The sequence below is a fragment of the Ancylobacter mangrovi genome, assembly GCF_024752355.1.
In the GTDB taxonomy this organism is placed as follows: Bacteria; Pseudomonadota; Alphaproteobacteria; order Rhizobiales; family Xanthobacteraceae; genus Ancylobacter; species Ancylobacter mangrovi.
Genome location: NZ_JANTHZ010000012.1, coordinates 152,190 through 165,002 on the forward strand (window position 1 = coordinate 152,190; position 12,813 = coordinate 165,002).

Below are 12,813 nucleotides of genomic sequence, written 5' to 3' on the forward strand. Positions count from 1 at the left end.
CCTCAGACCGCTTCGGCGGTGGCGAGCACCGCATGCAGCAGCACGTCGGCGCCCGCCTTCGCCCATTCCGGGGTGATGGTCTCGTCCTCATTGTGGCTCAGCCCTTCCACGCAGGGGCAGAAGATCATGGCGGCGGGCGCCACCTTGTTGACCCAGCAGGCATCGTGGCCGGCGCCGGAGACGATGTCGCGGTGGCGATAGCCGAGCCGCTCCGCCGCGGCGCGCACATGGCCGACCAGCACCGGGTCGAAGGTGACCGGATCGAAGGCGTTCACCTCCTCGATGGCGATGCCGAGCCCCATCCGGGCCGCGATCTCGGCCGCCCCGGCGCGGATCTCCCGGTCCATCGCGTCGAGGGTCGCGAGCTCGGGATGGCGGATGTCGATGGTGAACACCGCCCGCCCGGCGATGATGTTGCGCGAATTGGGATAGACCTCGACATGGCCGACCGCGCCGACGGCGAGCGGGGCGTGCTTCCACGCCACCGCGTCCACTAGCTCGGTGACGCGGGCCATGCCGAGCCCGGCATTGAGCCGGCGCGGCATCGGCGTCGAGCCGGTATGCGCCTCGCGTCCGGTGAGCGTCACCTGAAGCCAGCGCGTGCCCTGGCCATGGGTGACGACGCCGATGTCGAGCCCCTCCGCCTCAAGGATCGGTCCCTGCTCGATATGCAGCTCGAAATAGGCATGCGGCACCGGCCCGCCAGCGGCGAGCTCGGCCGGGCGCTCGCCGCGAAAGCCGATCCGCTCCAGCTCGGCGCCGAGCGTCAGGCCGGCGGCGTCGGTCGCGGCATAGGCGTCCTGAAGGCTCATCACCCCGGCATAGACGGCTGAGGCGACCATGGCAGGGGCGAAGCGGGTGCCCTCCTCATTGGTCCAGTTCACCACCTCCACCGGATGGCGGGTGCGGATGCCGAGATCGTTCAGCGTGCGCACCACCTCCAGCGCGCCGAGCACGCCCAGCACGCCGTCGAACTTCCCGCCGGTCGGCTGGGTGTCGAGATGCGAGCCGATCAGCACCGGCGCGGCCTCGGCATCGGTGCCCTCGCGGCGGGCGAACATGGTGCCCATGGCGTCGACGCTGACCGCCAGTCCGGCCTCGGCGCACCAGCGCGCGAACAGGCGCCGCCCTTCGGCATCGGCGTCGGTCAGCGCCTGCCGGTTGTTGCCGCCGCGCAGGCCCGGGCCGATCTTCGCCATCTCCATCAGGCTGTTCCAGAGCCGCGCGCCGTCGGCACGCATATTGTCGGTGGGGGCGGTCATGCGCGTTCACTGCTCCGGCTGCCGGCCCGGCGAAGAGGGGCCGCATAGGCGGCAGGCAAGCCGCGGGCCAGAGCCGGACACGCGGCCGACGGGGTCGCGCGCCCCGATGATAGCGGCGCCGACCCCGCCCCTGTCCACCGCTCCCCCCACCCTCCGGCCCATGGCACGCCGATGTGCCGGCACAGGAGACCTCGTGACGCGGCGAGTTGTTCCGCGAAACGCCTGAGATCAGGAACGAAATTCGGCCCGGACCCGTGCCCGCCGGAAGGCGCGGCGAAGGCTATTCGAACGATGTTCGATCGATCTGTCGAGCCGCCTAACAATCCCGATGGCCCGGCAAGGCCATGTGATACTGAACACACCGAATGGTTGTTCTGGCATTGACGCGGGAACCGCCGCCGGCGCCCGGATTTTGACTCAATGTGAACGGCCGCTCTATGGTCGCTCGAATCCCAATCGCCGCCATCACGCGTACTACGGAGCGCACAAGCCCGGTGGAAGACCAGCCGGCCACAAGCATTTTGCGGAGGAGCCCATGAAGATTTCGCGCGCACTCACCTGCCTCGCGGCAGGCGCCACTCTGGCAACACTCGCCTCCGCCGCTTCGGCCGCCGACCTGCAGATCGTCTCCGGTGCCGTGGGCCGCGACATCCAGGTGCTGCGCGAGAATCTCGACCGCTTCGAGAAGATGACCGGCAACAAGGTCACGATCGTCGAGATGCCGTCCTCCTCGACCGACCAGTTCGCCCAGTACCGGCTCTGGCTCTCGGCCGGCAATTCGGACATCGACGTCTACCGCACCGACATCATCTGGGCGCCGCAGATCGCCGCCCACCTGCTCGACCTGTCGAAATACGAGAAGGCCGCCGCCGCCGCGAAGGAGCACTTCCCCTCGATCATCCAGTCGCAGACCGTGAACGGCAAGCTGGTGGCGCTGCCCTATTACACGGACGCGCCGGCGCTGTTCTACCGCAAGGACCTGCTGGAAAAGTACAAGCTCGACGTGCCCAAGACCTGGGACGACCTCGCCAAGGCGGCGAAGACCATCCAGGACGGCGAGCGCAAGGCCGGCGCGGGCAATTTCCAGGGCTACGTGTTCCAGGCCGCCGCCTATGAAGGGCTGACCTGCAACGGGCTCGAATGGCTGGTCTCGCACGGCGCCGGCCACATCGTCGAGGCCGACGGCACGATCTCGGTCAACAACCCCAAGGCTGCCGCCGCGCTCGAGCAGGCCGCCTCCTGGATCGGCACCATCTCGCCCGAAGGCGTGCTGGGCTACAAGGAGGAGGAGGCGCGCGGCGTCTGGCAGACCGGCAATGCCGCCTTCATGCGCAACTGGCCCTATGCCTATGCTCTCTCGAACAGCGACGACAGCGCGGTGAAGGGCAAGTTCGGCGTCGCCGCGCTCCCCTCCGGCGGGGCCGGCTCGGCCGCGACGCTCGGCGGCTGGAACCTCGCCGTGTCGAAATACTCCAAGCACCCGAAGGAAGCGGTGGAACTGGTGCTGTTCCTCACCAGCGCCGAGGCGCAGAAGATGCGCGCCATCGAGAACAACAACCTGCCGACCCGCCCCGCGCTCTACGAGGACCAGGAGATCCTGAAGGCCCAGCCCAGCATCGGCCTGTGGAAGGACATCTTCAACAATTCGACCCCGCGCCCCTCGGCCGCGACCAAGGCCGACTACAACGAGGTCTCCAAGGAGTTCTGGGACGCCGTCCACGCCACGCTCGCCGGCAAGGGCAGCGCCAAGCGCAACCTCGCCCGGCTGGAGGCGCGGCTGAAGCGCCTGAAGGGTTCCGGCTGGAAGTGAAGCCGGTCCCGGAGGCATGAAGCAGAGCACAGGCCGCACCCTGACCATCAGCGCGCGACGGCGACGAGCCGCCGCGCTCTTCCTCGCCCCGATGCTGCTGGTGCTGGTGCTGGTCGCCGGCTGGCCGCTGCTGCGCACGCTGTGGTTCGGCTTCACCGACGCCTCGCTGGGCGACCTCGCCGGGGCGCGCTGGATCGGCTTTTCCAACTACCTCGAATGGCTCTCCTATGGCGAGGGTGACGGGGAGTGGGTCGGCCTGCTGGTCGACGGCGAATGGTGGCGGGCGGTGTGGAACACGCTGGTGTTCACCTTCATCACCGTCTCGGTCGAGACCGCGCTCGGCCTCGTGGTCGCGATGGTGCTGAACGTGCGCTTCCCGCTGCGCGGGCTGGTGCGCGCCGCCGTGCTCATCCCCTGGGCGATCCCGACCGTGGTCTCGGCCAAGATGTGGGCGTGGATGCTCAACGACCAGTTCGGCATCATCAACGACATCGGGCTGAAGCTCGGGCTGATCTCGAGCCCCGTCGCCTGGATCGCCTCCGCGGACACGGCGATGGTCGCGGTGATGCTGGTCGACATCTGGAAGTCGACCCCCTTCATGGCGCTGCTGATCCTCGCCGGGCTGCAGATGATCCCCGAGGACATCTACGAGGCGGCGAAGATCGACGGGGTGAACCCCCTCGTCACCTTCTGGCGGGTGACGCTGCCGCTCGCCGCGCCCGCGATCATGGTCGCGGTCATCTTCCGCGCGCTCGACGCGCTGCGCGTCTTCGACATCATCTACGTCCTCACCCCGAACAATGCGGAGACGCGGACCATGTCGGTCTTCGTGCAGGAGAACCTGTTCCAGTTCGACCAGTTCGCCTACGGCTCTGCGGCCTCGACGCTGCTGTTCCTGGTGATCGCGTTCATCACGCTCGGCTACATCCGGGCGGCGCGGCTGAATCTCGGCTGAGGCGGGCCATGAAGATCCTCAAGACGTTCGCCTTCTACCTGCTGGTGGCGCTGATCCTGCTGTTCTCGCTGTTCCCGTTCTACTACGCGGTGCTGACCTCGTTCGAGACGGGGACGGCGATCTTCACCCCGAGCTACCTGCCGCAGAACATCGACCTCGCCAATTACGCGCAGGTGCTGAGCCAGGGCTTCTTCCCGCGCAACGTGCTCAATTCGGTGATCGTCGCGGCGGCGACGGTGGCGATCTCGCTGTTCCTCGGCCTCACCGCCGCCTTCGCGCTGGCGCGCATCCAGTTCCGCGGCCGCAAGCTGCTGCTGCTCACCGTGCTGTCGGTCTCGATGTTCCCGCAGATCGCGGTGCTGGCGGGGCTGTTCGAGATCGTGCGCGCGCTCGGGCTCTACAATTCGCTCGGCAGCCTGATCATGAGCTATCTCATCTTCACCCTGCCCTTCACGGTCTGGGTGCTCACCACCTTCATGCGCGACCTGCCGGTGGAGATCGAGGAGGCGGCGATCGTCGACGGCGCCGGGCCGTGGCACATCGTCAGCCGGGTGTTCCTGCCGCTGATGTGGCCGGCGCTGGTCACCACCGGCCTGCTGGCCTTCATCCAGGCGTGGAACGAGTTCCTGTTCGCGCTGACCTTCGTCTCCTCCAACAGCACCCGCACTGCGCCCGTCGCCATCGCCCTGCTCTCGGGAACCTCGGCGCAGGAGACACCGTGGGGGGCCATCATGGCCGCCTCGGTGATCGTGACCATGCCGCTCATCATCCTCGTTCTCATCTTCCAGCGCCGCATCGTGGCCGGTCTCACCGCCGGCGGCGTGAAGGGATGAACACCGGGAAAGGACAGGACCTCCCATGGCGCAGCTGACGCTCAGGAACCTCTGCAAGTCGTTCGGGCGGGCGGAAATCATCCACGGCATCGACCTCGACATCGCCAAGGGCGAGTTCGTGGTCTTCGTCGGCCCGTCCGGGTGCGGGAAGTCGACCCTGCTGCGCCTGATCGCGGGGCTGGAGGAGATCAGCTCGGGCGAATTGCTGTTCGACGGCGAAAAGGTGAACGACCTGCCGCCGAAGGAGCGCGGCATCGCCATGGTGTTCCAGTCCTACGCGCTCTACCCGCATATGAGCGTGTTCGACAACATGGCGTTCGGGCTGAAGCTGGCGAAGAGCGACAGCGGCACCATCCGCGAGCGGGTGGAGGAGGCCGCGCGCCTGCTGGAGCTTGAGCCGCTGCTGAACCGCAAGCCGCGCGAGCTCTCCGGCGGCCAGCGCCAGCGCGTCGCCATCGGCCGCGCCATCGTGCGCAATCCGCGCGTGTTCCTGTTCGACGAGCCGCTCTCGAACCTCGACGCCGCGCTGCGCGGCCAGACCCGGGTCGAGATCGCGCGGCTGCACGAGCGCATGCCCGACACGACGATGGTCTACGTCACCCACGACCAGATCGAGGCGATGACGCTGGCCGACCGCATCGTGGTTCTGCGCGCCGGGCGGGTCGAGCAGGTCGGCGCGCCGATGGAGCTCTATCTCAAGCCCGCGACCCGCTTCGTCGCCGAGTTCATCGGCACGCCGGCCATGAACATCCTGCCGGCGGAGGTCACGGCCGAAGGCGGGCTGCGGCCGAAGGGCGGCGCCGCCCTGCCCCTGCGCGCGCCGGCGAAGGCCGAGGGGCTCGGCCTCGGCGTGCGGCCCGAGGACCTCCACATCGCGGAGGAAGGCGAGCCCGCGCTCTATGAGGGGCGGGTGACGCTGGTGGAGCGGCTGGGCGAGTCCCAGCTCGTCCACGTGGAGATCGGCCACGAGGTGCCGCTCGTGGTCAAGCTGGCGCGCACCGTGCCCGCGCGGCGCGGTGAGACGCTGCGGGTCGCGGCCCCCGTGGACGCCTTCCACCTGTTCGGCGCGGACGGCCAGGCCCTTGATATACGGCCGCAATAAACCCACTTCGTGTGGAGTTGCCCGCCGCAATTTGGTCACGGACTGGACTTTTCAGGCTATTTGCGGTAGGTAGGATCATCTACTTGAAGGCAACTTGCCTTTTCGAGCCGTCCTTTGCGTCTCTACGGCGCATGGTTTTGGAACGGATTTCGTCGCGTTTGACGCGCAAGCGGGAGATCGACTTCTTATCGGATCCTAATGAGACGCAAGTTACTATCCATACATCGGAATTACTTGCGATCGAGGGGGTCTGACGCAGATATCGAGTGGGATGTCGCTGCGTCAGTTTTAGTCGCTCTTCAGTAAATGGCGGTCCGTCGGCATGGCCAGTCCGGCCGTGCGAGAGATCGGCGCGCATGGTTCGGCTCGCGCCCCGCAACGATAGGAGAGATCGACTCGATATGAAGCAAAAGCAGGAGGTCGTTCCCGCGATTGATCGGATCGCGGTCATGGGTGGCGGCGCCTGGGGCACCGCGCTTGCCGTGACCGCCGTCCGCGCCGGTCGAAAGGTGACCCTCTGGGCACGCGAAGCCGAGGTGGTGGACGCGATCCGCACGTCGCGCACCAATCCCGTCTTCCTTCCGGGCATCGAGCTGCCGGACGGCATCGAGGCGACGGCCGATCTCGGCGAGGCCGTGACGGACGCCGACGCCGTGCTGCTGGTCGTGCCCTCGCAGCATGTGCGCGAGGCCTGCCAGGCGCTGAAGCGTCATCTCGCGCCGCGCATGCCGATCGTCATCTGCGCCAAGGGCATCGAGCAGGACACCGGGCTGCTGCTGCAGGCCGTCCTCGCCGAGGAGCTTCCCGACCATCCGGTCGCCGTGCTGTCCGGCCCGACCTTCGCCTCCGAGGTGGCGGCGGGCCAGCCGACCGCGGTGACCATCGCCTCCGACGACGTGCCGACCGAGGGCGAGACCTCGCTGGCGGCGCGCATGGCGGTCGCGCTCGGCACCCAGACCTTCAGGCCCTACGTCGCCGACGACGTCACCGGGGTCGAAGTCGGCGGCGCGGTGAAGAACGTGCTGGCGCTCGCCAGCGGCATGGCGAGCGGCCTGTCCTTCGGCGCCAACACCCGCGCGGCGGTCATCACCCGCGGCCTCGACGAGATCAAGCGGCTCTCCGAGGCGCTGGGCGGGCGGCGCGACACGGTGACGGGCCTGTCCGGCATCGGCGACCTGACGCTCACCTGCTCCAGCGAGCAGTCGCGCAACATGCGCTACGGCATGGGCCTCGCCATGGGCCGCTCGGCCGCCGACATCTTCGACGGACGCCCGGTGGTGGTCGAGGGCGTGGAGAACGCGGTCTCGGTGACCAACCTCGCCCGCCGTCTCGGCGTCGACATGCCGATCTGCGAGGCGGTGCGCGCCGTGGTGATCGACGGCACGCCGATCCACGAGGCGATGGCCGCGCTGCTGGGCCGTCCCTTCAAGGCCGAGCCGCGCAGCATCGAGCTGATGCTCCCCGGCCCTTCCGACACAACCCTACCCAGCATGGAGGATCGTCGCTGATGGGACTGGCCAATGGCAACAAGCGGCTCGTCCTGGCGACCGATCTCGACGGCACCTTCCTCGGCGGCGACGATGCCCAGCGCGCCGCGCTCTACGACTGGATCGAGGCCCGGCGCGACGAGGTCTCGCTGGTCTTCGTGACCGGGCGCGACCTGCCCTTCGTGCGCGCGCTCGCCGACCAGGGTGTGCCGCGGCCGGACTTCGTCATCGGCGACGTCGGCACCACCATCGCCGGCGGCGAGGGCATCGAGCCGGTGCCTGAGCTGGAGCTGCCCATCGCGCAGGCCTGGGGCAACGCCAGCGAGCGCGTGCGCGACTTGCTGCGGGACGAGCCGGGGCTCACGCTCCAGCCGACCCCGTTCCGCTACCGCATGAGCTACTATTACGAGCCGGCGACGCTGCGCCCGAGCGCGCGCGAGAAGGTGGAGGCGGCCGGCTTCGACTGCATCACCTCGGCGGACATCTATTTCGACGTGCTGCCGCGCGGCGTCTCCAAGGGCCCGACCCTGATCCGCCTGATGGAGCATTTCGCCGTTCCGCGCGAGCGGGTGCTGGTGGCCGGCGACACGCTCAACGATCTCTCCCTTTTCCGGACGCCCTATGCGGGCGTCGCGGTGGGCAATTCGGAGCCGGCGCTGGTCGCGCAGGTCTCCGGCATGCCCAACGTCTATCTGAGCCCGCGGCCGGGAGCGGCGGGGATCGCCGACGCCATCGAGCGTCACGGGTTCATGACCGAGGGTGCACTGTGAAGAAGTCAAACCTAGTCATCGTCTATCACCGCCAGCCCTATGAAGAGGTCGTCGAGGACGGCAAGACCGTCTATCGGGAGAATTCCAGCCCGAACGGCATCGTCCCGACCCTCAAGAGCTTCTTCGGGGAGGTGGAGCAGGCGGCCTGGGTCGCGTGGAAGCAGGTCGACCCGAAGGACAAGAAGACCTTCGAGCGCGTCGTGCGGATGAAGGATTCGTATGGCGAATACAACGTCTCGCGCCTGCCGCTGACCGCCCATCAGGTCCGCAGCTTCTACCACGTCACCTCGAAGGAGGCGCTCTGGCCGATCCTTCATTCCTTCCCGGAGAAGTACAATTACGATCCGGTGGACTGGGAGACCTTCCGCGAGGTGAACTGGCTGTTCGCGGAAGCGGCGGTGCAGGAGGCGGCGGAAGGCGCCGTGATCTGGGTGCACGACTACAATCTGTGGCTCGTGCCGCTCTATGTGAAGCAGTTCCGGCCGGACGTGAAGGTGGCCTTCTTCCACCACACGCCGTTCCCCGAGCCGAGCATGTTCAACATCCTGCCCTGGCGCGCCGAGATCATCGAAAGCCTGCTCCATTGCGATCTGGTCGGCTTCCACATCCCGCGCTACGCGATGAACTTCGTCTCCACCGCGCGCAGCCTGAAGAAGGTCGAGATCCTCGAGGAGATCGACGTCGAGGACGGCCTGTCGCCGCACGGCATGGCGCTCTCCGTGCCCAAGGTCGCCACCCGCATCGGCTATGAGGGGCGCGAGATCGCGGTCGACGCCTTCCCGGTGGGCACCAATGTCGGCTTCATCGACGAGCTGTGCGCCAGCGAGAAGACGCATGAGCGCGAGAAGGCGATCAAGGAAACGCTCAACGACCGCAAGTTCATCATCTCGGTCGGCCGCTCGGACTACACCAAGGGCACGCGCGACATGCTGCTCGCCTTCGAGCGCCTGCTCGGCCGCCGGCCCGAGCTGATGGAGAAGGTCCAGCTTCTCGTCACCTCGGTGGCCGCCAATTCGGGCATGACCGTCTATCGCAACGTGCAGCGCGAGATCGAGCAGATCGCCGGGCGCATCAACGGCAAGTACTCGACCCTCGCCTGGCAGCCGCTGGTGCTGTTCACCCAGGCGATCCCGTTCGACGAACTCGTCGCCTATTACCGCTGCGCCGACATCTGCTGGATCACGCCGCTGCGCGACGGGCTGAACCTCGTCGCCAAGGAATACATCGCCGCGCGCGGCGACCTGAAGTCGGGCGCGCTGGTGCTGTCCGAGTTCACCGGCGCGGCGATCGAGCTGCCGACCGCGATCATGGCCAACCCCTATTCCAACCGGAACATGGACGCGGCCATCGACCAGGCGATCGACATGCCGGCCGAGGAACAGACCGACCGGCTCGCCGCCATGCTGGAGAAGGTGCGTCTGTACGATTCGGTGCACTGGGCGCAGCACACGGTGGAGCGCTTCCGGGGCATCCCGGCGGACCCGCGCTACGGCATGAAGGGCGTCGCCGCCTGAGGCAGGCCCGCTCACCGAACCACGCGACACGAGGGGCCGGGCAACCGGCCCTTCGCCATTTCTGCCGCCGGCCGGCCTCCCCGGAAGCGCCTCCCGAGGCCTGCCACGGACGCGACACAGGCGCGCGCGACCCTTTGCTATCAGGCACTTCGCGCGGGCGAGCCTAACCAGAAGGCCAGTTAATCCTAATTTACGCCGCCCTCCGGCGGGTATTGTTTACGGATCGAAAAATCGCCGGCAAAGGCGCGCCTTGCCGGCCGAAAAGGGAGCCGGTAATGGCCGACAAGCGCAACATGGTCCTTGGCCTTCTCGCACTGCCCAACGGCTCGCATTCCGCGGCCTGGCTGTTGCCCGGGGCCCTCGACGGCGCGTCGGTCAATATCGACTACTACCACCGCCTCGCGCAGACCGCCGAGCGCGGCAAGCTCGACTTCTTCTTCATCGCCGACCGCCCCAGCGTGCGTGTGGACCGGATGGAGGTGTGGAGCCGGGCGCCGACCTACACCAACATTCTCGAGCCGTTGACCCTGCTCTCCGCCGTCGCCGGCGTGACGAGCCATATCGGCCTTGGCGCGACCACCTCGACCAGCTTCTTCGAGCCCTACAACGTCGCCCGCCAGTACGGCTCGCTCGACCACATCTCCGGCGGCCGGGCCGCCTGGAACGTCGTCACCAGCGCCAGCAACGATTCGGCCCGCAATTTCGGCCTCGACAAGCTGCCTCCCCACGAGGAGCGCTACGCCCGCGCCCGCGAGTTCGTCGAGGTGGTGCTGAGCCTGTGGGACACCTGGGAGGACGACGCCTTCGTCTACGACCACGAGGCCGGCCTGTCCTACCTGCCCGAGAAGTTCCACCCGACGCATCATCACGGCACCTATTTCAAGGTCGATGGCGGGCTGAACATCTCCCGCACCCCGCAGGGCCATCCGGTCATCATCCAGGCCGGCGCGTCCGAGACCGGCAAGGCGCTCGCCGCCGAGACCGCCGAGGTGGTGTTCGGCCCCAGCGCCAGCATGAAGGCCGCGCAGGACTTCTACGCCGACCTCAAGGGCCGGCTCGCCCGCTTCGGCCGCGACCGCGATTCGCTGAAGATCGTCTCCGGCATCTCGATCGTGCTCGGCGCGACCGAGGAGGAGGCCCGCGCCAAGCTCGCGAGCTGGCACGACTATGTCCACCCCGACCTCGCCCGGGTGTGGATCGGCGAGGACCTCGAGGCCGACCTGACGGATTTGCCGCTCGACGCGCCGGTGCCGGAGGATCGCATCCCCACCAACGCCCGGATGCACAAGGCCTATGCCGACGAGATCATCGCCATGGTCCGCGAGGGGCTGACGCTTCGCGAGATCTGCCGCCGCTACAACCGCAGCCGCGCCGTGCTCTGCGGCACGCCGCTGCAGATCGCCGACATGATGGAGGAATGGGTGAGCGCGCAGGCCTGCGACGGCTTCATGCTCTCCCCGCTCACCCTGCCCGGCTGCCTCGACGAATTCATCGACGGGGTGATCCCCGAGCTGCAGCGGCGCGGCCTGTTCCGCACGGAATATGAGGGCCGCACGCTGCGCGATCTCCTTGGCCTGAAGAGACCCGCCAACCGGCACGTCGCCGAGCTGGTGGACGCCTGATCGACGCGTCGTTTCTGCCGCCGCACGGGCGGATGACCGGAGTACCGACCTTGAGCGAATCCACGCACGCGGAACCGTCCGCCCCCCGCCACATGGCCCTCGGCGTCATGGTGCATCCCACCGGGAACCATGTCGCTTCCTGGCTGCACCCGCAGGCGCAGATCGATGCCGGGACCAATTTCGAGCACTATGTCGAGGTCGCCCAGATTGCCGAGCGCGGCAAGCTCGACTTCATGTTCCTGGCCGACGCTGTCGCCACCCGCGACGGCAATCTCGAGGCGCTGAGCCGCTGGCCGCAATACATGGTGTTCTTCGACCCGCTGACGCTGCTGGCGGGCATCGCGGCGCGCACCAGCCATATCGGCCTCGCCGCCACCATCACCACCAGCTACAACGAGCCCTACAACGTCGCCCGCCGCATCGCCTCGCTCGACCATATGAGCGGGGGGCGCTGCATCTGGAACATCGTCACCTCGGCCAATCTCAGCGAGGCCTATAATTTCGGGCGCGAGGAGCATTACGGCCACGAGGAGCGCTACGAGCGCGCGGCCGAATTCGTCGACGTGGTGACCGGCCTGCTCGACAGCTGGGACGACGATGCGCTGGTCCGCGACCGCGCCAGCCAGCGCTATTTCGACCCCGAGAAGCTGCACTTCCTGCGCCACAAGGGCGAGCACTTCTCGGTACGCGGCCCGCTGAACACGTCGCGCCCGCCGCAGGGCTATCCGGTCTTCGCGCTGGCGAGCGCCTCCGAGACCGGCAAGGAGCTGGCCGGGCGCGTCGCCGAGATCGTCTTCACCCCGCTGCACAACCTTGCCCAGGGCCAGGCGCTCTACCAGGACCTGAAGGCCCGCGCCGCGCGCTTCGGCCGCCGGCCGGAGGACCTGAAGGTGGTGCCGGGCCTCAACCCGGTGATCGGCCGTACCCGCAGGGAGGCGGAGGAGAAGTTCGACTATCTGCGCTCGCTGATCCACCCGGACGTGGGCAAGGAGCTGCTCTCGAACGCGCTCGGCAACCTCGACCTCAGCCCCTACGGGCCGGAGGACCGCCTGCCCGAGGCGACGGTCGACCAGCTCATGGCGACCAACAACCCGCGCTTCAAGGCGTTCCTGAGCAAGGAGCGCACCATCCGCGAGATGTACGAGATCTATGCCGGCGCGCGCGGCCAGCGCACCATTCTCGGCTCGCCCTCCGAGATCGCCGACGAGATGACCTACTGGTTCCGCGAGCAGGCGGTCGACGGCTTCCTGGTGCACCCCTCGGTGTTCCCGACCCATCTCGAGGAGTTCGTCGACCTGGTGATCCCGGAGCTGCAGGAACGCGGCGTGTTCCGCACCGAATATACCGGCAAGACGGTGCGCGAGAATCTCGGCCTGACGCGCCCGGCGAGCCGCTACGCGGTGCCCGCCAAGGACGCCGTTCCCGCCTGACAAGCGCCGCCCGCCGCAGCGCTACCCC

General features: G+C 67.9%; 10 protein-coding genes. 9 read left to right on the plus strand and 1 reads right to left on the minus strand.

Annotation, left to right across the window (positions count from 1 at the left end):
• Window positions 1-2 precede the first annotated feature (2 nt).
• On the minus strand, window positions 3-1,262 hold the full coding sequence (locus NVS89_RS20370; protein ID WP_258734597.1) for a Zn-dependent hydrolase: 1,260 nt from the start codon (window positions 1,260-1,262) through the stop codon (window positions 3-5).
• Between the two features lie 535 nt (window positions 1,263-1,797).
• Here NVS89_RS20370 and NVS89_RS20375 point away from each other — a divergent pair.
• The 9 genes from NVS89_RS20375 (at window position 1,798) to NVS89_RS20415 (ending at window position 12,785) form a co-directional block, all read left to right on the plus strand.
• Window positions 1,798-3,072 carry an ABC transporter substrate-binding protein gene (locus tag NVS89_RS20375; RefSeq protein ID WP_258734598.1) on the plus strand — a complete coding sequence of 425 codons (1,275 nt, stop codon included), beginning with the start codon at window positions 1,798-1,800 and terminating at the stop codon, window positions 3,070-3,072.
• Between the two features lie 16 nt (window positions 3,073-3,088).
• On the plus strand, window positions 3,089-4,027 hold the full coding sequence (locus NVS89_RS20380; RefSeq protein ID WP_258734599.1) for a carbohydrate ABC transporter permease: 939 nt from the start codon (window positions 3,089-3,091) through the stop codon (window positions 4,025-4,027).
• An 8-nt stretch (window positions 4,028-4,035) separates the two neighbouring features.
• Window positions 4,036-4,860, plus strand: coding sequence for a carbohydrate ABC transporter permease (locus NVS89_RS20385; RefSeq protein WP_258734600.1), 825 nt, complete (start codon window positions 4,036-4,038; stop codon window positions 4,858-4,860).
• 25 nt (window positions 4,861-4,885) lie between these two features.
• On the plus strand, window positions 4,886-5,962 hold the full coding sequence (locus NVS89_RS20390; RefSeq protein WP_258734601.1) for an ABC transporter ATP-binding protein: 1,077 nt from the start codon (window positions 4,886-4,888) through the stop codon (window positions 5,960-5,962).
• Between the two features lie 401 nt (window positions 5,963-6,363).
• Complete coding sequence (locus NVS89_RS20395) at window positions 6,364-7,470, plus strand: NAD(P)H-dependent glycerol-3-phosphate dehydrogenase (RefSeq protein WP_258734602.1); 1,107 nt, start codon at window positions 6,364-6,366, stop codon at window positions 7,468-7,470.
• The gene (locus tag NVS89_RS20400; protein WP_258734603.1) at window positions 7,470-8,219 is read left to right on the plus strand and encodes an HAD family hydrolase; all 750 of its coding nucleotides are present in this window, start codon (window positions 7,470-7,472) and stop codon (window positions 8,217-8,219) included. The genes NVS89_RS20395 and NVS89_RS20400 overlap by 1 nt, the downstream gene beginning before the upstream one ends.
• On the plus strand, window positions 8,216-9,733 hold the full coding sequence (gene ggpS, locus NVS89_RS20405) for a glucosylglycerol-phosphate synthase (RefSeq protein ID WP_258734604.1): 1,518 nt from the start codon (window positions 8,216-8,218) through the stop codon (window positions 9,731-9,733). The genes NVS89_RS20400 and ggpS overlap by 4 nt, the downstream gene beginning before the upstream one ends.
• A 275-nt stretch (window positions 9,734-10,008) precedes the next feature.
• Window positions 10,009-11,355, plus strand: coding sequence for an LLM class flavin-dependent oxidoreductase (locus NVS89_RS20410; protein ID WP_258734605.1), 1,347 nt, complete (start codon window positions 10,009-10,011; stop codon window positions 11,353-11,355).
• A gap of 50 nt (window positions 11,356-11,405) precedes the next feature.
• The gene (locus NVS89_RS20415; protein WP_258734606.1) at window positions 11,406-12,785 is read left to right on the plus strand and encodes an LLM class flavin-dependent oxidoreductase; all 1,380 of its coding nucleotides are present in this window, start codon (window positions 11,406-11,408) and stop codon (window positions 12,783-12,785) included.
• The last annotated feature ends 28 nt before the right edge of the window (window positions 12,786-12,813 follow it).

Excerpts from the sequence above, each read along its gene's own strand:
- NVS89_RS20370 (WP_258734597.1), bottom strand. The coding sequence starts at position 1,262 with ATGACCGCCCCCACCGACAATATGCGTGCCGACGGCGCGCGGCTCTGG.
- NVS89_RS20375 (WP_258734598.1), top strand. The coding sequence starts at position 1,798 with ATGAAGATTTCGCGCGCACTCACCTGCCTCGCGGCAGGCGCCACTCTG.
- NVS89_RS20380 (WP_258734599.1), top strand. The coding sequence starts at position 3,089 with ATGAAGCAGAGCACAGGCCGCACCCTGACCATCAGCGCGCGACGGCGA.
- NVS89_RS20385 (WP_258734600.1), top strand. The coding sequence starts at position 4,036 with ATGAAGATCCTCAAGACGTTCGCCTTCTACCTGCTGGTGGCGCTGATC.
- NVS89_RS20390 (WP_258734601.1), top strand. The coding sequence starts at position 4,886 with ATGGCGCAGCTGACGCTCAGGAACCTCTGCAAGTCGTTCGGGCGGGCG.
- NVS89_RS20395 (WP_258734602.1), top strand. The coding sequence starts at position 6,364 with ATGAAGCAAAAGCAGGAGGTCGTTCCCGCGATTGATCGGATCGCGGTC.
- NVS89_RS20400 (WP_258734603.1), top strand. The coding sequence starts at position 7,470 with ATGGGACTGGCCAATGGCAACAAGCGGCTCGTCCTGGCGACCGATCTC.
- NVS89_RS20410 (WP_258734605.1), top strand. The coding sequence starts at position 10,009 with ATGGCCGACAAGCGCAACATGGTCCTTGGCCTTCTCGCACTGCCCAAC.